General features: G+C 69.8%; 20 protein-coding genes. 9 read left to right on the top strand and 11 right to left on the bottom strand.

The features are described 5' to 3' along the window. Positions 1-448: 448 nt before the first annotated feature. From NIE111_RS26190 to NIE111_RS26175, 4 genes are read right to left on the bottom strand one after another with little or no spacing between them, the layout of a single operon-like run. Positions 449-2,383, bottom strand: a complete 1,935-nt coding sequence (locus tag NIE111_RS26190; protein ID WP_238686984.1) for a Na+/H+ antiporter NhaA — start codon at positions 2,381-2,383, stop codon at positions 449-451. A gap of 43 nt (positions 2,384-2,426) precedes the next feature. Further along, positions 2,427-3,932 carry a tripartite tricarboxylate transporter permease gene (locus tag NIE111_RS26185; protein WP_238686983.1) on the bottom strand — a complete coding sequence of 502 codons (1,506 nt, stop codon included), beginning with the start codon at positions 3,930-3,932 and terminating at the stop codon, positions 2,427-2,429. A gap of 20 nt (positions 3,933-3,952) precedes the next feature. Beyond that, positions 3,953-4,414, bottom strand: a complete 462-nt coding sequence (locus NIE111_RS26180; protein WP_238686982.1) for a tripartite tricarboxylate transporter TctB family protein — start codon at positions 4,412-4,414, stop codon at positions 3,953-3,955. A 1-nt stretch (position 4,415) separates the two neighbouring features. Beyond that, on the bottom strand, positions 4,416-5,438 hold the full coding sequence (locus NIE111_RS26175) for a tripartite tricarboxylate transporter substrate-binding protein (protein ID WP_238686981.1): 1,023 nt from the start codon (positions 5,436-5,438) through the stop codon (positions 4,416-4,418). 145 nt (positions 5,439-5,583) lie between these two features. On the opposite strand from NIE111_RS26175, the gene NIE111_RS26170 reads away from it, so the two are divergent. Beyond that, positions 5,584-6,267, top strand: coding sequence for a response regulator transcription factor (locus NIE111_RS26170; RefSeq protein ID WP_238686980.1), 684 nt, complete (start codon positions 5,584-5,586; stop codon positions 6,265-6,267). Positions 6,268-6,271: 4 nt separating this feature from the next. After that, positions 6,272-7,753, top strand: a complete 1,482-nt coding sequence (locus NIE111_RS26165; RefSeq protein ID WP_238686979.1) for a sensor histidine kinase — start codon at positions 6,272-6,274, stop codon at positions 7,751-7,753. Positions 7,754-7,775: 22 nt separating this feature from the next. Here NIE111_RS26165 and NIE111_RS26160 read toward each other — a convergent pair whose 3' ends face one another. After that, on the bottom strand, positions 7,776-8,720 hold the full coding sequence (locus tag NIE111_RS26160) for a TAXI family TRAP transporter solute-binding subunit (protein WP_238686978.1): 945 nt from the start codon (positions 8,718-8,720) through the stop codon (positions 7,776-7,778). 217 nt (positions 8,721-8,937) lie between these two features. On the opposite strand from NIE111_RS26160, the gene NIE111_RS26155 reads away from it, so the two are divergent. From NIE111_RS26155 to NIE111_RS26140, 4 genes are read left to right on the top strand one after another with little or no spacing between them, the layout of a single operon-like run. Next, complete coding sequence (locus tag NIE111_RS26155) at positions 8,938-9,381, top strand: YbaB/EbfC family DNA-binding protein (protein ID WP_238686977.1); 444 nt, start codon at positions 8,938-8,940, stop codon at positions 9,379-9,381. After that, positions 9,368-9,688, top strand: coding sequence for a type VII secretion target (locus tag NIE111_RS26150; RefSeq protein ID WP_238686976.1), 321 nt, complete (start codon positions 9,368-9,370; stop codon positions 9,686-9,688). Before NIE111_RS26155 ends, NIE111_RS26150 begins: the two co-directional genes overlap by 14 nt. Next, positions 9,685-10,845 carry a WXG100 family type VII secretion target gene (locus tag NIE111_RS26145; RefSeq protein WP_238686975.1) on the top strand — a complete coding sequence of 387 codons (1,161 nt, stop codon included), beginning with the start codon at positions 9,685-9,687 and terminating at the stop codon, positions 10,843-10,845. Before NIE111_RS26150 ends, NIE111_RS26145 begins: the two co-directional genes overlap by 4 nt. A 1-nt stretch (position 10,846) precedes the next feature. Continuing rightward, positions 10,847-11,044: a DUF4926 domain-containing protein gene (locus tag NIE111_RS26140; RefSeq protein ID WP_238686974.1), complete on the top strand. Its 198-nt coding sequence runs from the start codon at positions 10,847-10,849 to the stop codon at positions 11,042-11,044. Between the two features lie 64 nt (positions 11,045-11,108). Here NIE111_RS26140 and NIE111_RS26135 read toward each other — a convergent pair whose 3' ends face one another. From NIE111_RS26135 to NIE111_RS26125, 3 genes are all read right to left on the bottom strand, one after another. Next, positions 11,109-11,360: a hypothetical protein gene (locus tag NIE111_RS26135; protein WP_238686973.1), complete on the bottom strand. Its 252-nt coding sequence runs from the start codon at positions 11,358-11,360 to the stop codon at positions 11,109-11,111. After that, positions 11,357-11,512: a hypothetical protein gene (locus NIE111_RS26130; RefSeq protein ID WP_372488404.1), complete on the bottom strand. Its 156-nt coding sequence runs from the start codon at positions 11,510-11,512 to the stop codon at positions 11,357-11,359. The genes NIE111_RS26135 and NIE111_RS26130 overlap by 4 nt, the downstream gene beginning before the upstream one ends. A gap of 471 nt (positions 11,513-11,983) precedes the next feature. Next, positions 11,984-12,331, bottom strand: a complete 348-nt coding sequence (locus NIE111_RS26125; protein WP_238686972.1) for a hypothetical protein — start codon at positions 12,329-12,331, stop codon at positions 11,984-11,986. Positions 12,332-12,969: 638 nt separating this feature from the next. On the opposite strand from NIE111_RS26125, the gene NIE111_RS26120 reads away from it, so the two are divergent. Further along, positions 12,970-13,167, top strand: coding sequence for a hypothetical protein (locus tag NIE111_RS26120; protein ID WP_238686971.1), 198 nt, complete (start codon positions 12,970-12,972; stop codon positions 13,165-13,167). A gap of 98 nt (positions 13,168-13,265) precedes the next feature. Further along, positions 13,266-14,102: an aldo/keto reductase gene (locus tag NIE111_RS26115; RefSeq protein ID WP_238686970.1), complete on the top strand. Its 837-nt coding sequence runs from the start codon at positions 13,266-13,268 to the stop codon at positions 14,100-14,102. Between the two features lie 52 nt (positions 14,103-14,154). Here NIE111_RS26115 and NIE111_RS26110 read toward each other — a convergent pair whose 3' ends face one another. Then, positions 14,155-14,628: a VOC family protein gene (locus tag NIE111_RS26110; protein WP_238686969.1), complete on the bottom strand. Its 474-nt coding sequence runs from the start codon at positions 14,626-14,628 to the stop codon at positions 14,155-14,157. A gap of 104 nt (positions 14,629-14,732) precedes the next feature. Here NIE111_RS26110 and NIE111_RS26105 point away from each other — a divergent pair, with 104 nt between their 5' ends. Then, the gene (locus tag NIE111_RS26105) at positions 14,733-15,749 is read left to right on the top strand and encodes a helix-turn-helix transcriptional regulator (RefSeq protein WP_238686968.1); all 1,017 of its coding nucleotides are present in this window, start codon (positions 14,733-14,735) and stop codon (positions 15,747-15,749) included. Positions 15,750-15,829: 80 nt separating this feature from the next. On the opposite strand, the gene NIE111_RS26100 is transcribed toward NIE111_RS26105, so the two are convergent. Continuing rightward, entirely contained in the window at positions 15,830-17,899 is a 2,070-nt protein-coding gene (locus NIE111_RS26100; protein ID WP_238686967.1) for a phosphocholine-specific phospholipase C, read from the bottom strand. Positions 17,900-18,032: 133 nt separating this feature from the next. Further along, positions 18,033-18,959 (bottom strand): AraC family transcriptional regulator, encoded by a 927-nt coding sequence (locus tag NIE111_RS26095; protein ID WP_238686966.1) that lies wholly within the window; start codon positions 18,957-18,959, stop codon positions 18,033-18,035. Positions 18,960-19,029 lie beyond the last annotated feature (70 nt).

The raw sequence follows: 19,029 nt of genomic DNA, 5'->3' as shown, positions 1-19,029 counted from the left end.
GGCTGAGGCGGGCAGGGCTGAAGCGTGCGGGCCCCGAGGGCTGTGGGCGCGGGCCCTGCGGCCCGGGGTTGCGGGGTTGCGGGGTTGCGGGGCTGTATGGGATACCGCGCTGCCTTTGGAGCTGATGCCGCAAACGAATCAGACCAAATGCCTGCCGCTTCTTCCTGCCGGCTGGAAGGCGGCGGAGCGGATGATCAGGTCGAGGTCGCGGATTGTCCCCCTCCCGGCCGCGCCCCCGGAAAGCCCTCGGCCGGCAGCGCCGCCGGTGATGTCGCAAACGATTCAGCTCCAAAGGAGCCGGCCAACACCTCCGCACCCCGCGACGCGGAGGCGGGCTCGGAAGTCACGGCGGCGGACCCCGTTGATCCGGCGACGCCCCGACTGTCGGAGGGCGCCGGGAGGTGACCGCTGCGCTCGTCGACCGCATGGCGCGGTGACGGCCACGCGGTCAGCTCGCCGGACCGGCCTCGCGGCGGCCGGGGTCCCGAGGGTGGTACTCGGGGCGGAGCTTCGCGCTGGCGAACGCCGACTTCACCGCCGCCGAGAGCGCGGCGATGTCGTACGCGCCGTGGTGCCGCCGGCCGTTGATGAAGAAGGTCGGGGTGCCGGTGACGCCGCTGAGGTCGGCGGAGTCGACGTCCTCGGCGATCCGGTCCACGCCCATCCGCTTCACCATGTGCTCGCGGAACCCGTCCAGGTCCAGGCCCAGCTGTTCGGCGTAACCGAGCACGTCAGTGGGATTGAGAGCGTCCTGGTGGGCGAGCAGCAGATCGTGCATCTCCCAGAACGCGCCCTGCTCCCCCGCCGCCTCGGCGGCCTCGGCCGCGAGTTGAGCATGCGGGTGGACGTCGGTGAGCGGCAGGTGCCGCCAGACGTACCGGACGTTGGCGAAGTCCGCCAGCAACTCTCGGACCACCGGCTCGGCCTGCCCGCAGTAGGGGCACTCGAAGTCGCCGTACTCCACCACCGTCACCGGCGCATCGAGCGACCCCCGCATGTGGTCGCGATCCGGATCGACCGGCAGCATCAGGTCGACGATCCCCTCGGTGACGCCCAGCAGCGCACGCGTCCGCCGCGCCGGCGAGAGCCGGCCGACGGCGCGGAACACCAGCCAAGTGACGACTGACGCGCCGAGCGTCGCCACGAGGATGCCGAACTTCGCCTCGTCCAGGGCCGGGCCGCTCAGGGCGTGGGTGGCGATCAGGAGCGCGACGGTGAACCCGATGCCGGAGATCGTGCCGACCCCCGCGACGGCGACCCACCCGACGGGCGGCCGGAACCGGTTACCGCTGAGCCGGGTCACCAGCCACGCGGTGGCCACGATCCCGGCCGGCTTGCCGACGACGTACGCGACCACGACGCCGACCGTGACCGGAGAGGTCACGGCCCGGGCCAGCAGGTCGCCGTCGATCACGATGCCGACGTTGGCCAGCGCGAACAGTGGCACCACCACGTAGCTCGCCAACGGGTGGTAGAGCGTTTGCAACCGCTCGTTCGGCGACAGCGCCGAGGTGAGCCCGGCTCGGGCCATCCGGGCCAGTTGCGGGGTGGGTTGTTCCCGGAAGAGGCGGAACTGGTCGCTGGCCCGCTGCAGGTCGCCTCGGCCGGGAGCGTAGGCGTAGGTCAGCAACCCCATCACCAGACCCACAGCGACCGGGTCGACACCGGACATCGAGACGGCGAGCCAGGCCGCCACCCCGAGCAGCGCGTAGACCGGGCCGAACCGCACCCCGCAGCCCCGGACGAGCAGCACGACGCCGAAGATCGCCGCCGCGACGATCAGCGCCGTCAGCGAGGGGTGGTGCGGGTACGCGATGGCCAGCACCGCGATCGCCACCACATCGTCGACGACGGCGACGGTCAGCAGGAAACCCCGCAGCCGTTCCGAGAAGCGTGGCCCGAAGACGGCCAGCGCGCCGAGCGCGAGCGCGGTGTCGGTGGCCATCACCGCGCCCCAGCCCGCCGCTGTGGTGTGCCCGGCGTTGATGGCGAGGTAGATGGCGATCGGTACGAGCATGCCGCCGACCCCGGCCAGCATCGGCAATGCCAGGCGACGCCGCTCCCGTAACTCGCCGATGTCGAACTCGCGGCGCAGCTCCAGCCCAGCGACCAGGAAGAAGAACGTCATGAGCCCGCTGTTGACCCAGAAACGCACGTCGTGTGACACGCGCCAGTCGCCGAGCTGGATCGAGAAGGAGGTCTCCCAGACCGACTCGTACGACGACACGTGCAGGTTGGCCCAGACCAGAGCCACCACCGCGGCGATCAGTACCACCCGCGCGCCGCCGGTCTCGGTACGCAGGAACGAGCGCAACGGGGCGTTGAACCGTCTGTCCCAGACGGTCCGGCTGGTCCAGCCCCGGGGCGTGTTGTCGCTCGTCACGGAAACAATCTTCGTCGACCTGACCGTCACGTGGTCCGGATTGCTACTCCTCCTCCGCGAAGACGACGGCGCGGCGCCGTCGGATCGTCGGCAGGACGGCGACGACGAGCGCGACGAGCGCCAGGGCCAGCAGCGCCGCGGAGATCGGTCGGGTCACGAAGACCGACGGGTCGCCGCGGGAGATGATCAGCGCGCGGCGCAGGTTCTCCTCCAGCAGCGGGCCGAGGACGAAGCCGAGCAGCAGGGGCGCCGGCTCGCACCCGCACTTGATCAGGACGTAGCCCAGGATCCCGAAGAACGCGATGGCGTAGACGTCGTACGCGTTGGAGTTCAGCGAGTAGGTGCCGATCGCGGCGAACAGGATGATCATCGGGAAGAGCACCTGGTACGGGATGCGCAGCATGCGCACCCAGAGGCCGATCAGCGGCAGGTTCAGCAGCAGCAGGAGCACGTTGCCGATCCACATCGACGCGATCAGGCCCCAGAACAGCGCCGGCTCGTCGTTGATGACGTTCGGGCCCGGGGTGATGCCGTGGACGATGAACGCGCCGATCATCAGTGCCATCACCGGGTGGGCGGGCAGGCCCAGGGTGAGCAGCGGAATGAACGACGTCTGCGCGGCGGCGTTGTTCGCCGACTCGGGGCCGGCGACGCCCTCGATCGCGCCCCGCCCGAACTCCTGCGGCCGCTTCGAGATGCGCTTCTCGACGGCGTACGAGGTGAACGAGGCCAGCACGTGGCCGCCGCCGGGCAGCACACCGAGCGCGGCGCCGAGACCGGTGCCCCGCAGGATCGGGGCGACGATGCGACGCCGGTCCTCGCGGGTCGGCCAGAGGTTGGTCACCTTGCTGACGATCGCCGTGCGGGTCTGCTCGTTCTCCAGGTTGCGCAGGATCTCGGCCACCCCGAACAGGCCCACGGCGACCGACACGAAGTCGATGCCGCCGTACAGCTCGCGCTGCTCGAACACGAAGCGGGGCGTTCCGGTGTAGATGTCCTGGCCGACAGTGCCGAGCAGCACGCCGAGCGCGATCATCGCCAGTGCCTTGAGCGCCGTGCCCCGTGCCAGCGCGATCGACACGATCAGGCCGAACAGCACGAGTGAGAAGTAGTCGGCCGGGCCGAACTTCAACGCGACACTGGCCAACGGCGGGGCCGCGGCGGCCAGCGCCACGGTGGCGACCGTACCCGCGACGAAGGACCCGATCGCCGCGGCCGCCAGGGCGGGGCCGGCCCGGCCCTGGCGGGCCATCTCGTGCCCGTCCAGCGCGGTGACCGCCGCCGACGACTCACCGGGCAGGTTGATCAGGATGGCGGTCGTCGAGCCGCCGTACTGTGCCCCGTAGTAGATGCCGGCCAGCATGATCAGCGCGGTGACCGGTTCGAAGCTGAACGTGATCGGCAGCAGCATCGCCACGGTGGCCGTGGGCCCGATGCCGGGCAGCACACCGACAGCGGTCCCGAGCAGCACTCCCACGAAGCAGTAGAGGACGTTCTGGACCAGCAGGGCCGTCGAGAAGCCCAGCGCGAGGTTGTCGAGGAGTTCCATGCCTCAATCCGGATGCCGCGTCAGAAGCCCAGCCAGGGGCCCCACAGCGGGATCCGCAGCTGAAGTCCGACGACGAAGATGAGCGTGCTGGCAACTGTCAGCCCGGCGGCCACAGCCACCGCCGTGAGCAGCCGTACGCGGGCGCTGGCCAGGGTGGTGAGCAGTGCGGTCACCGCCGTCGTCGGTACGAACCCGAGTCGCCGGATGGTGAACCCGAAGAACAGGACCGCGAGCACGATGACGGCGACCGCGCGCCACGGGATCGGCCCGAACGAGATCACCTCACCGGCGACGAGGCCCTTGCCGGCGATCGCCAGGCCCAGCGCGACGACTGCCGCGCCGACCAGCAGCGGGAAGGCGCCTGGGCCCATCCGGGTCGGGGTGCCCAGCTCGTAGCCGAGCGCCCCCACCACGAATGCGCCACCGATCAGGACGAAGATCCCCCCGGCGAGGACGTCCGGGAACGACCGTCGGCGCTCCACCTCAGGAGACCTTCACCCCGGAGTCGGCAATGATCTTCGCCCAGGTGCCGAGCTGCTCGTCGAGCTTTGCCCGGTGCGCGTCCGGGGTCGCGTCCTGGGCCGGGACCGGCGCGGTGCCGAGTTTGGCCATCTGGTCGATGACCGCCTGGTCGGCCAGTGCCACCTTCAACGCCTCGGACAGCTTCTGCACGATCTCCGGCGGTGTGTCGGCCGGAACGTAGAGACCGTGCCACACGCTGACCGTCAGCTGCGGCAACCCGGCCTCGGTGGTGGTCGGCAGGTCGGGAAGGCTCTTGACGCGCTCGGGTGTGGTGACCGCGTACGCCTTCACCTTTCCCGCGGCGATCTGGCCGCTGGTGTTTGTCGTCTGGTCGCACATGAAGTCGACCTGGCCACCGACGAGGTCGGTCAGCGCGGGTCCGGTGCCCTGGTACGGAACCTCCTGAAGCTTCACACCGGTGGTGCTCTGGAACAGCAGACCGCACAGGTGCGACGCCGCGCCGATACCGGCGTTGGCCAGCGTGACCTTGTCGGCGTTCGCCTTCACGTGGGTCACCAGGTCCTGCAGCGTCGCGGGCGCGAAGTCCTTACGCGCGACGATCGTCATCGGCACCTCGGTGACGAGCCCGACCGTCTCGAAGTCCTCCAGGGGCTTGTAGCCCAGGCTCTTGTAGAGGGCGGGCGCCGTCGACATGCCGATGTGGTGCATGAGCACCGTGTAGCCGTCCGGCTTGGCCCGCGCGACATCGCCGGCGCCGACAGTGCCGCCGGCACCTTCGACGTTCTGGACGACGATCTTGCCGCCGAGCTTCGCGGCCATCGGCCCGGCGATCATCCGGGTGACAGTGTCCGTCGGGCCACCCGCGCTGAACGGCACGACGATAGTGATGTTCTCGTCCGGATAGTTCGCGGCGTCCCCTCCGCCGGCGGCACCCCCGTTACCCGAACAGGCGGCGGCGAGCGAGACGACACCGATCGCGGCGATCAGCCGCGCGGTGGCCCGGTACCTGCTGGTCGTTCGCATACGGCGACCTCCCTATCAACGCATGGACATCCCTCGGCGCGTCAGTGGCCCCCAGTCTCGGCTGGTCGGGGCCCGGATGGTGTCAGAAAAATCCCAAGAACCCGGGCCGGCACGAGCACCGATCCGGGCCGTACACTTCGCCGGTATGCGGATAACCGTCATCGAGGATGACGACCGCGTGGCGCGGGGCCTGGTGACCGTCCTGACCCAGGCGGGCTTCGAGGTTCACCGTGTCGCCACCGCCGCGGAGGCCGAGCGCGCCGCTCCGTCCGACGTGGTCCTCGTCGACCTGGGTCTCCCCGACGGCGACGGGCTCGACCTGATCCGCAAGCTGCGTGACCACCCGCAGACCGCCGTCATCGCGGTGACCGCGCGGTCCGAGGAGCACGAGCGGGTTCGTGGCCTGCGCGCCGGCGCCGACGACTACATCGTCAAACCGTTCGGCATCCCCGAGTTGCTCGCCCGGATCGACGCCGTCCTGCGGCGCACCCGGGCCGCTCGCGCTCTCGGCCAGACCGACGAGCCGCTCGTCCTCGGCCCGATGCGGATCGGCGTCGGCACCCGCGAGGTCACCGTCGACGGCGCGCTCGTGCCGTTGACCCGTAAGGAGTTCGAACTGCTCCTGCTCCTGGCCCGGCGGGCGCCCAACGTGGTGAGCCGTGACGTCATCCTCGACCAGATCTGGGGCGCGACCTGGGAGTCGTCCAGCCGCACCCTGGACACCCACATCGCGGCGCTGCGGCACAAGCTCGGGCCGGACGTGGTCATCCGGACCGTCCACGGCGTCGGCTATCGGCTGCTGGCCGACCAGCCGGAGCTGATCGGCTGACCGCGTGCACCGCCGGCTGCTCGTCGTCCTGGTCCCCCTCGCCGTGCTGCTCGTCGCGGCGCTCGGGGTGCCGCTCAGCATCACAGTCGCCGAACGGGAGATGCAGGAGACGTACGTCAACCGACTCAACGACGTCGGCCGGTTCGCCTCACTGGCCGAAACCGCGCTGTCGACCGGCCGTACCGAGGCGTTACAGCAGGAGCTGACGCGGTACCACGAGCTCTACGGCATCCCGGTCGCGCTGATCGACACGTCGGGCGCGGTGCTGCTCGGACCGGCCGACGAGTACCAGAAGGCGGCGCGCGCCGAGGCGGCGTTGCCCCGGATCGTCACCGCGGCGCTTGCCGGCGCGCGCTCCGAACCGTCCTGGGAGTGGGCGCCGTGGGACGACTCCGCACTCGTCGTGGCGGAGCCGGTCGGCCGGGACAGCGAGGTCGTCGGCGCGGTGGTGACGATCTCCGACCTGTCCCGGACGCGCGAGCTGATCCTCGTACGCTGGGCCCGGCTGGCCGGGCTCGGGCTGCTGCCGTTGCTCGCGCTGACGGCCGTCGCCTGGCCGGTGTCGGCGTGGGTGCTGCGCCCGGTGCGGAAACTCGACGCGGCGACCTCACGGATCTCCGAGGGCGACCTGACCATCCGCGCCGACGCCGAGGCCGGCCCCATCGAACTGCGGCGGCTGGCGCGGTCGTTCAACACCATGATGGACGCCGTCGAGAACGCCGCCCAGCGACAGCGCGCCTTCGTCTCCGACGCGTCACACCAGCTACGCAACCCGTTGACCAGCCTCCGGCTCGCGGTGGAGAGCCTCGCACCACACCTGCGGTCCGACGGCGACGGACAGCAGGTGTACGACGTCGCCGTCGACGAGCTGAAGGCGATGCAGCGGATGCTGAACTCGCTGCAGGCCAGCGCGCGGATGGAGAGCCTGCGCACGGCATCGCCGGTGGACCTCGACGAGGTGCTGGCGACCCGGGTGGACCGGTGGCGTGCCCTGACGGCCACGGCCGGGCAGAGCCTGACTGTCGACGTACCCCCGGGGTTGCGGTTGTTGGAGCCGCCCGGCGGTCTGGGCAGCATCCTGGACGAGCTGATCAGCAACGCGTTACGGCTGTCCGACGCGCAGGCCGTGCAGGTGACCGCACAGGTCGTCCCCGCCGGTGGTGCTGGTCTCCCGGTGACACCGGTTAGCGCGGGCGACGCAGCCGTGGTCACGGTCGCCGTCCGCGACGATGGTCAAGGCATCGACGCATCCGAGCGGGCCCAGGCGTTGCAACGCTTTTGGCGCTCACCTCGGCACCAGAACGTGTCCGGGACCGGGCTGGGCCTGGCGATCTGCGCCGACCTCATCGGGACGGCCGGGGGTGAGCTGCGGCTGGAGGAGGGCCTGCCGCGTCCGGACGGCTCCGGGCACGGGCTCGCCGCGGTGGTGGTGTTGCCGGTCGCTCCCCAGGTTGCCTCACCGTCCGACGCGTCCGCGTCGGTCTGACGCTCCGGCCCCTGTTGCGGCGTCAGCGTTTGCGGTCGCGGAACCAGGCCGCCGCACCCGGGTGGAGCGGGACCGACGCGGTGGAGATCCCGGTACGCACGTTGATCTGCCACGCCTCCGGAAGGGCCTCGGCGCCATCGCGACCAGCGGAGGTGATCGCCCCGGTGTGCCGGAAGACCGTGTCGGTGATGGAATAGACCAGGTCGTCAGGCAGGTCGTCGCGCGCCAGCAACACGTTCGGTACGGCGACGGTACGCGTCGCCGGGACGCCGTCGTACGCAGCCGCGTGGATCATGGCCGGGGCGTAGGGCCCCGGGTACGCCGTGAAGAGCCCGTCCGCCTGCGCGTCCAACGGAATCAACCGGATCGGGTGCCGCTGCGCCAACTCGGTGATGGCGGGCGTCGGGACGCCGGTCAGCGAGAACATCGCGTCGATAGTGCCGTCGCGCAGTGCCGCCGCCGACTCGGCCTGGCTGAGGTTCCGGCCGTCGGCTTTGAGCGGGCCGAGCCTCAGGACCCGCAACGACGTGAATTCCGTGCCGGAGTCGTGGGCACCGAGGGACACCCGCTTGCCCTCAAGGTCCCGAAACTCGCCCATCGCCGAACCGGCCATGACCACGAGATGCAGATGACTGTCGTAGAGCCGGCAGATCGCCGACAGCCCCCCGGGCGCACTGCCGTCGCTGGTGATGAGCGCGTCCAGGCTGGTCAGCCCCAGGTGCACCTCACCGGTCCGCAACATCCGGATGTTGTCGGTGGACGCCCCGCTCGGCACTGTGGTCACAGTGACACCCGGCACCTGCGCGGAGATGTGCTCGGCCAGCGCTCCGCCTATCCGCCGGTAGACCGCCCCCGCCGGCCCGGTCGCCAGTCGCAGGTGGACCGGGTCCGCCTCGGGCCGCCGCGAACAGCCAACGAGCAGCCCACTGCCAGCCAGCAACACCGCCCGCCGACTGAACCGCGTCATGCCGAGATGATACGGATGCCGCCCCCGGCTGCGCCGAGCAGCGGGCCGCGGACCGGGGACCGCAGGTCGCGGCGATCTTGCGGTTTCGGTCGTCGAGATGCGGGACTTTGCGTTATTTGTCGCGACAGTAAGTGCAAGATCGCGCGGAGGGGCGGTGCCGTGCTGACCACCCTGAGCGGGCATGCACGCAGCGCCACCGGTTGGTAGCGTGCCGGTGATGTCGGCGGTTGCCGCCGGCAGGGGTCCCCTGGGGAGGGTCGACGTGTGGGCGGACGACGCTGCGCTTGACGCGGCGGAGCGCCGGCTCGACGAGTGGGAGAAGTCGCTCACCGAGCGGGCGGAACGAGCGAAGACTCTGTCGGCGACGATGCGGGATCTGACCGGCACCGCCCGCAACACCGATCGGACAGTCGACGTCACAGTCGACTCGACTGGTCTGCTGATCGATCTGCGGCTCGACGAACGCATCCGGCAACAACCCGCCGCGCACACCGCTCGGCAGATCCTCGAGACCACCGCAGCCGCCCGCGCCGATCTGCTCCGACAGGTCAGCGACGCGGCCACGGAGTCATTGGGCGACGACGCGAGCGCCCGAGCCATCATCGACTCGTACCGCAGCCGGCTCCTCCCCGAGCAGGGATCGAACGATGCCCGCCGGTGACGGCATCCAGGTCGATCCGGACGACCTGACCGCCCACGCCGCACGCCTCGACGGCTGTGCCAGCAGCCTCGACACCGCCCAGCAGGCAGGCCAGCACGTCCGGTTGGGCACCGACGCCTACGGACAGCTCTGCGCGATGATGCCGGTGCTGCTCGACGGCCTGCAGCGAACCCTGGTCGAGGGCATCGGCGCCGCAGCCGGATCGGTACGGGACACCGCCGGCAAGCTGCGGGTCGGCGCGGAACGCTATCGAAGCTCCGACGCCCACGCCAAACAGCTACTCGACGGGGTGCGGCGGCACCTGTGACGTCCAACCCGCTCGTCGCCGCCGCTGCGGACACCCCGCCCAGCGCCTGGGCGGGTGTGTGGATCTGCGAGGACATCGAACTCATCGCCCAGGGTGTCCGGACCGGCAGTTGGATCGACGGCAGCCTCGGCGTCGTGAGCGCGAGCCTGGACGCCCTCGCCCTCGTCTCCGACCCGGTCGGCGCCCTCCTCCAGTACGGGATCGCCTGGCTCATCGAACACGTCAAGCCCCTCAGCGAGGCGCTGGACTGGCTCGCCGGCGACCCGGCGCAGATCACCGCGCACGCCCGGACCTGGCGCAACGTCGCCGGGTCGCTCCGCGACGACGCCGCCGAACTGGCTCGCGCCGTCCGCACCGACGTCGCCGGTTGGGGCGGCAGCGCCGGGCCCGCCTACCGAGCCTGGGCCGCCGAACAGCAACAGGCCGTCGGCGGCCTCGCCCAGGGCGCCGACACCATGGCCGCCATCACCGAAGGTGCCGCCGGCCTGGTGGCCGCCGTCCGGCTCCTGGTCCGCGACGCCATCGCCACCTGCGTATCCCGCATCATCGTGTACGCCGGCGAACTCCTCATCACCGGTGGGCTGGCCGCGCCGCTGGTTGTCGAGCAAGTCACGACGTTGGTGGCGTCGTGGGGAGCGCGGATCGCGCGGCTGCTGCGCGGGTTGCTGGCCAGCCTGCGACGGTTGATACCGGAGATGCGCCGGCTCGGTGACCTCATCGACAAACTCAAGCAGGCCCTGGGGCGACTCCAGAAGCAGCCACCCGCCCCACAGAAGCCCGACGGTTCCGAGCCGACGAAGATCCCGGGCGATCCCGGCCGACCAGACTTCACCAGGGCCGAGATCGACGCACGGAAGATCACGGCCTACGCCATGAATCCGGATCACCCTGTCGGCAAGAACAAGTACCGCGTCATCAACTCCACCACCGGCCTCGGGCCGGACGACACCGACGGGATCATGCAGCAGATCCGCGAAGGCGTAGTCACTGGCAACCCTGTGCTGGGCAAGGCCGACGAGTTCGGTCAGCGATGGAACGTGGACCTACCCCTGACCGGGCCAGGTGGCACACTCATCGTCCGCACAGCCTGGATACTGGAGAATGGGTCCTCTTCACCGCGAATGGTAACCATCTCGTTCCCGCCCAAGGAAGGGTGACATGTTGGAGCTGTACGACGTGGTTGAGCTCCGAGAAGCCATTTCGGGAGAACAACTGCCTGCCGGGGCAGTGGGAACCGTCGTTCATATTTTCAACGCCCCCTCGACTGCCTACGAGGTCGAATTCGTCGACACCGACGGCCACACCATCGCCATGGTCACGCTCCGGGCCGACCAGGTAATACACCGAGGCGGGTAGTTGGTCGGTGCGCCACACACCGCCGTAGATCGCGATCATGCTTCACCAGCCTGGAGATGCCGGGTCAGCGGCGTAGCCGGCGGGAGCAGGCGCCGTCGTGGCCGTCGCGCAGGAGGCAGCGTCGGCTGCCGGGCAGTTGCAGGTCGCAGAAGACCCGGTGCCGCACAAGCCGATGGTCTCCTTCGGAGACTGCGGTCTCCTTCGGGTCGGTCATCGGAAGCACCAGCATCCAGCGGACGATGACCCGGGCCAGGCGCTGCGCGGCGGGCAGGTCGGTGGCGACCACGGGCAGGTGGATGACGTACCGCTGGCTCATCGGGCCTGGTCCCGCTCGTTGCGGGCACGGCCCTGATCGGTTTGCCAGCGACGCAGCCCGGCCTTGATCCGGGCGGTCTCGCGGCGACTCTCGGCGAGAGCGGCGTAGACGGCGGCCATGTCGACGGCGACCCGGTCGAGGAAGGCGTACACGTCGTCGGGGTTCCGACCGCGACGTCCATGCCGCCGAGAACGAAGGCCTGCTGGCCGAGTTGGTCGCCAAGGCTCAGCGTGAGCACACCTAAGCCATGGAGGACGTGGCGGGGGCGTTGGCCGAGCGGGTGGCAATTCTTCGCAACCGTGGGCACGCCCAAACCGCTTAGCTGAATCCGCCCGCCTCTCACCGTCTTCGCCGAGGCTGTGCCAGATGAGGTGCGGCGAATCCTCCGATGGGTCGTGCCGGGCGAGGAACCCTGCTGGCCATCGCCGATGTCGGGTCCCGACCCCGAGCACTACGACCCCGACGAGGCCCTAACTAGCGGCACCATCGCCTGCCAGACGTATGCCACTCTGGCCGGCCCGGCAACGTCCCGGCGTCGCCCGCTTGGCCGGCGGGGTGATCCGGGCAATTCCGGATCGGCGCTTTCCCGGTGGCCGTCCGCGATCGACCACCGGGAACGCTTGTCAACCGGCCCGGTAGGAGAGGTAGTAGCCCTCGTACGGCCAGCTGTGGAAGTTGTTGAGCTCGGACGCAGCGCCGGTGCAGTCGGAGGTCCGGTAGCCAGAGACGGAACCGAAGCCGTTCCAGCCGATCGCCCAGATCGCCTTAGCCGGGACCGGGCGGCAGATACCGTCGGGCGTGGCCTGCCTGCCTACGATGATCTGCGTGTAGGCCTGGTAGAAGACGAGGCCGGTGTCGGGAACCTTGAGCGTCTCGACAGCGGCTGCGGGCGACGCCGGTGTCGTCACGGCCAGTGTGGTGACCAGGGCGGCGGCGAGACCCGCAGCGATTCGGCTGGTAAATCTGCGCATGAGCTTCCCTTCCTAACGGCGTTCAGGGACGGGACCGGAGCTCGTTCAGCCCAGGCCTACATTTACTTGCATCGATTATGTTCCCCGTGTCAACCAACCCGCCGCTGATCGCTGTCGCCGAGCGGCCCGAACGCGGAGCCGGTCGCCTACTACCCGAGTCGCGGAGGCGTTCGGAGGTGGCCGAATCGGCCGGCGGCCGGGTTCCCGGCTGGCGTCCTGCCGTCAGTGGCCGTAGGTGCCACGGCCTGCGGTGCGGGAGCAGTTCGTCGCCCTGACTCCTGCCGCCGACCGGTGGTCCTGCTGTCGTCGCAAGCTGCGGCGATCGTGACGCATTGCCCACGTTATTGCGAATGGTGCGGCCGTCCACCTGGGCGGTAGCGCAGGTGGTTGACGGCGCAACTTTCCCGCGGTAGCTTGAGTCAATTCATCCTTATCAATGGAAGTAGGTAGCCGTGCTGTTGAAACCCCTCGCCATCGCCGGGGTCGTCGCAGGTGTGCTCGCTGTTGCCCCTCCTGCCTCGGCGGCAGCCCAGTCGGGGGCCGGCGTCTACCCGCCCGGGAACTGCCAGCCGGGCACATTCTGCGTCTGGCCCCACTGGGATCACCCGAACGGGGTTCCTACGGCGACTCCGTCCCTGGTGACCACCACGGAGTGGAGCGGCAACATCACGGGTTTCAACTACTACAACTACACGAACCGGAACGCCGAGATTAGCTGGTCGTTCACCACCCAAGGAATGACTTTCACCGGCACGGACTGCGCTCCTCCTGGTGACGGATTCTTCTACGTTCCCATGACGGTGACGAAGGTGAGTTGGCGGACGCGCGTCTGCTGAATCCCGCCGTTTTCTGCCTTCCGGGTTGCCCGTTCCGTCGCGTGCGCTCGACATCGAGCCACCGTCGGCGCGCAACTCGTGAAGGTAGGGTCCCAATCATGACGATTCCCCATCTTGCGGCAGCCGACGGCACCACCCTGCCGGCGATCGGGCTCGGCACGTACCGGCTGAACGGCTCGGCGGGTGTCGACGCGATCGGTCAGGCGATCCGGGCGGGCTACCGGTTGATCGACTCGGCGGTGAACTACGAGAACGAGGGCGCTGTCGGTCGGGCGGCCCGGTCGGCCGGTGACGTGCGGGACGAGCTGGTCGTCACCTCGAAGCTGCCGGGACGGCACCACCGCTACGACGAGGCGCTGACCACCATCGAGGAGAGTGTGTTCCGCACCGGCCTCGACCGCGTCGACCTGTACCTGATCCACTGGCCGAACCCGAAGGTCGACCTGTACGTGCAGGCGTGGCGGGCGCTGATCGAGGCGCGTGAGCGTGGGCTCGTTCGGCACATCGGGCTCTCCAACTTCCTGCCCGAGCACATCGAGCGGCTGGTGGCCGAGACCGGCGTCGCCCCGGTGGTCAACCAGATCGAGGTGCACCCGTACTTTCCGCAGCAGGAGGCGATCGACTACCACCGGGAGCACGGCATCCTGGTGCAGGGGTGGAGCCCGCTCGGCCATGGCAACGACCTGCAGCAACACCCCGTCGTCGTGGAGATCGCGACCGCGCTCGGCGTCAGCCCGGCGCAAACGATCCTCGCCTGGCACGTGGCCCGTCAGGTGATTCCGCTACCCAAGGCCGCTTCCCCGCAGCGGCAGGCCGAGAACCTGGACGTCTTCGGTATCAAGCTCACCGACGCGCAGGTCGAGGCCATCACCGCGCTGGGCCGCCCGGACGGGCGGCTCTCCGACCAGGACCCGGCGGTGTACGAGGAGTTCTGACGGACCCGACCCGGCCATCCGGGGCGAGGCCCTGGTGACCTCTACACCAACGTCAGCCGTGGGGAGCGAACTCGGCACTCTGGACGTACTCCATTGCCTTGATGAACTCGGGGTCGTCGAGCCGTCGACCCATCTCCTCCTCGGTGGGCTCCGCAACGCGCTGGTGGATCCACCACAGGTTGCCGAGCGGGTCGCGGAAGCGGCTGACCCGGTCGCCCCAGAAGAGCTCGGTCGGCTCGGTGACAACGCTCGCTCCGCGTTCGACGGCCCGGCTGAGCACCTCGGCGTCGTCGGCGACGTAGAGACGCAGGAAGGCGGGTGTGGCCGGCCACTGGGGTTTGTCGAACATCATCACGACCGAGTCGCCGATCCGGACCTCGGCGTGGCCGATCACACCGTCCACCTCCATGCGGGCCAGTTCGGTGGCATCGAAGACGCCGACTATGAAATCGATCAGTGCGCCCGTCCTCCCCGGCGAGATGATCCAGGGGGTCACGGTGTGGTATCCGTCGGGAACGACCTTCATCGGTTTGTCTCCTTCTTCAGGTGCGGCTTCGGCACACTGAGATGGACGACGGTAGACCCGATCTAGGCTGGTACCTGTCCTAGATCGAAACGCATCATGGGAGCATGCGCGACACACCGGCCCGCCTGTTACGACTGCTCTCCCTTCTGCAGACGCCCCGCGAATGGCCCGGCAGCGAACTCGCCGAGCGTCTCGCGGTCACCCCGCGGACCGTGCGCCGCGACATCGACCGACTGCGTGAACTCGGCTACCCGGTCCAGGCCAGCCTGGGCACGCTGGGCGGCTACCGGCTGGTCGCGGGTAAGGCGATGCCTCCGCTGCTGCTCGATGACGAGGAGGCAGTGGCGATCGCCGTCGGCCTGCACACAGCGGCCCGGCAACCGGTCGCCGGCATCGCCGAGGCGTCGGTACGGGCGCTCACCAAACTGCAGCAGGTGCTGCCGCCGCGCCTGCGCCGCCACGTCGGCACCCTCGCCGCGGCCACCGTGTCGTCGACCGCGGCGGCGGTGTCGCTTGTCGATCCGACGCAGCTCATCGTCCTCGCGGCGGCGGCCTCGGCACACGAGCGGGTCCGCTTCGACTACCGCGACGGCGATGGCGGCGTCAGCCGGCGGCTCGTCGAACCGCACCGGCTCGTCGTGGTGGGCCGTCGGTGGTACGTCGTCTCCTACGACAACGAGCGCGAGGACTGGCGCACGTTCCGCGTCGACCGCATCGAACACGCCACCACAACCGGGGTACGGGTGGCGCCCCGCGAGCTTCCGACCGACGACGCGTCCGCGTTCGTAACCGACCAGCTGCACAGCCTGGCACCGGTGTTCCGGGCGGTGGCGACGCTCGCGATGCCGGCTGAGCAGGCGACTGCCCGGCTGGGCGACCACGCCGGAGCACTGACGCCGCTCGACGACGCGTCGTGCCGATGGCACAGCCCGGAAGACACAGTCGACTGGCTCGCCTTCCGGCTCACGCTACTCGGGTGCGACTTCACCGTTCACGAGCCGGTGGAGCTGGTCGACCATCTACGTCGGCTCGGCGACCGCGTCGCCCGCGCCGTGGCCGCGCCGGCAGTGGACGTCCCGACGGGCGGAGGCCGTGATGAGCGTTATGCCTCTGGGGTATAGACATACCGCTGAGTCATAACGCTCACCACCATGGCCCCGCCGACCACCGCGCGCGTCATCCCCCGCCGGGTCGGAACTCCCTAAACGAGCCCGCCGAGGGCCGGGTCGCTGATGCTGTCCTTGCCGTTCTCGACATGACCCGCGCACCGGTACGCGAAGTCGGCATCACCGGCGACGGAGACCGTCAGGTCGTACCAGCCGTGGGTGCGGGCGAGCGCCCACGTGACGCGCTCGGTCTCGCCGGGGCGCAGCGACAGCGTGACCGGTCGAGCTTTGTACCCGTCGCGGACGGTCACCTCGACCCGCTTCGAGCCGCGGTTCTTGAGGGTGAGGGCCAGTTTGTAGTCGTGCTCGTCGTAGGCGGGGGTGACGTCGAGCTGGGACCGACCGGCGGTGAACCGGCGGAAGAACCCGTTCGGTCCGTGTACCGACAGGTCGTAATCGGGGGTGACCGGCCAGGTGTCGGTCAGGTGCTTGCCCGGCTCGACGGTGTAACTGCGTGGGGCGTCCGCGCTGCCCGCATGGCGGACCTGGAAGACTGCGGCGACCCCGCCGGAGTTGCGGAAGTCGATCCGGAACGCGTCGTCGCCGCGGTGCCCGTCGGCGTGCAGGGTGTACGGGATCGGCCGCGCCGGGCGTACCCCGTGCTCCTGCTTCGGCAGCCGCTGGTCCGCCGGCGGGACCGGCACCTCGTCGGGGTGCCGGACCAACTCGTCGGGCTTGAAGTCGTCGGTGTCGGGCAGCCTGACCTCGCGTGAGCGGTTCGGGTGCCGGAAGTCGAACGCCGTGGTCAGGTCGCCGACGACGGCCCGCCGCCACGGGGTGATGTTCTGCTCGATCAGGTCCGGGCGGCCGTGCCCGAACCGCGCCTCCAGGAACTTGATCAGTGAGGTGTGGTCGAAGACCTGCGAGTTCACGTAGCCGCCGCGCGTCCACGGCGAGACGATGACCATCGGCACCCGGATGCCGAGGCCGTACGGCCCGGCCGGGTGGTCGGCGTCGCCGGGGAAGATCTCGTTGGTGGTCGGCACTGTCGACTGGCCGTGCTCGCGGGTCTGCGGGGGCGTCGGCGGGACCACGTGGTCGAAGAAGCCGCCCTCCTCGTCGTAGGTGATGAAGAGCGCCATCTTGCTCCAGACCTCGGGGTTCGAGGCGAGGATGTCGATGACCTGGGAGATGTACCAGGAGCCGTAGGCCGGCTCCCAGTTCGGGTGCTCGGTGTACGCCTCGGGGGCGGTGATCCAGGAGACCTCCGGCAGGCGTCCCGCCTCGACGTCGGCGCGGAAGTCGGCCAGCAGCGCCTCCGGGTCGCGGCCCTGGGTCCTGACCTCGGTGCCGGTCTTCGCCTTGTCGGCCAGCGGCGTTCCCGGCTGCGCGTTCTGGTACTGGTGGAAGTAGAGCAGCGAGTTGTCGCCGTAGTTGCCGATGTACGGGTCGTTCGTCCAGCCCCAGGACCCGGCGGCGTTGAGGCCCGTGCCGACGTCCTGGTAGATCTTCCAGGAGATGCCGTTGCGCTCCAGCCGCTCCGGGTACGTGGACCAGTCGTAGCCGGCCTCCGCGTTGGTGATCACCGGGCCGCCGCCCTTGCCGTCGTTGCCGACCCAGCCGCTCCACATGTGGTAGCGGTTCGGGTCGGTCGGGCCCATCAGGGAGCAGTGGTAGCTGTCGCAGACGGTGAAGGCGTCGGCGAGCGCGTAGTGGTAGGGCAGGTCCTGGCGGGTGTGGTAGGTCATCGCCGTGACGCCCTTGTTCGGCACCCACCTGTCGAACCGGCCGTCGTTCCAGGCGGCGTGCCCGTCGTTCCAGCCGTGCGGCGGGTCCGGCAGGAAGGTCTGGCCGAGGTCCTTCACCTCGGGGCGGAAGGGCAGCAGCTCGTCGGTCCCGTTGGGCTGGTGCCACACGTCCTTGCCGGATGGCAGTGTCGCCGGATGGGGGTCACCGAAGCCGCGTACGCCGCGCAGGGTGCCGAAGTAGTGGTCGAAGGAACGGTTCTCCTGCATCAGGATGATGACGTGCTCGATGTCCTTGATCGAGCCGGTCCGGTTGTTCGCCGGGATGGCGAGCGCCTTGCTGAGGTCCATCGGGAGCGCCGCGCCGATCGCGGGAACTCCCATCGCCTTGAGGAACGTACGGCGATCCACGGTGCCCATAACTCCGCCTTTGTGCGATCTGGTCGGGAAACTGGCGACCGGACGCTACCGACGACGGGTTGACGGCAGATGACAGTAGTTCGTTGGTTTTGCGACCACTCGTCGACCGGCTCTGGGCCTGAAGAGCAGCCGCTCAGGCCGCCGTGGTGTCGACCCGGGTGAGCCGTCGATGCCCGCTCGGGCTCATGCCGTGCACGCGTTTGAAGGCCGCGCTGAAGCCGAACGCGTCCGCGTACCCGAGGTGACGCGCCACGGCGGCGACCGTCGCTGTCGATTCGGCCAGCATGTCGGCGGCCACTGTCATGCGCCAGTCGGTCAGGTACGTGAGCGGCGGTTCGCCGACCATCGCGGTGAACCGTTTGGCCAGCGTGGACCGGGACACCCCGGCCTGCGCGGCCAGGCTGGCCAGGGTCCACGGCCGGCCCGGCGCGTCGTGCATGGCGCGCAGCACCGGGCCGATCGTGTCGTCGCTCAGCGCGCGGTACCAGCCGGGCGCCTCGGCCTCCGGCTGGTCGAACCAGTCCCGCACCGTGCACACCAACAACCAGTCCAGGAGGCGGTCCAGCACGACCTGGCGTCCGGGCCGACCCGCGTCGAGCTGGGCGTCCAGGTAGTCGCGCAGCGCGGCGCAGTCCTGGTCTTCCGGCACGACGAGCACCGGCGGCAGCGCGCCCAGCAACCGCTGGGGTACTCGACGCCTGACGTGGTAGACCCCGACCAGCAGCACGAGGCGGTCGGTGTGGTCCGCGCCGACGGGGTCGGCCACCCCGGTCTGGCCGCGCCGGACGTCTCGCAGTTCCCCGGGCTCGAAGCTCGACCGGGGCTCGGCGGCGAACACGAACGGCGCGGGCCCACGCACGGTGGCCGCCTCGCCGACCCGGACCAGGCGAGGCTTGTCGCTCTCCGGATGGGAGATCCAGCCTTCGCCGCGCATCGGGACGCAGAGCGTCAGCGGGGCGCCGTCGGTGAACCGTAGGGCCGAAGGCGGCGTCAGCACCGACCGGCCGAAGGCCGCGCCGTCGGCGTGCAGACCGCGCAGCAGATTGTCGAACGGGTCCATGTCACCGACGATAGATCGCGGAGGATGGACCGCGGACGATCGGACATGCCTGGCGTACGACAGGACATGT

Origin of the sequence: Micromonospora hortensis, from assembly GCF_022230935.1 — a bacterium.
Taxonomy (GTDB): domain Bacteria; phylum Actinomycetota; class Actinomycetes; order Mycobacteriales; family Micromonosporaceae; genus Micromonospora; species Micromonospora hortensis.
This window is presented reverse-complemented; position numbering and strand designations above follow the sequence as displayed.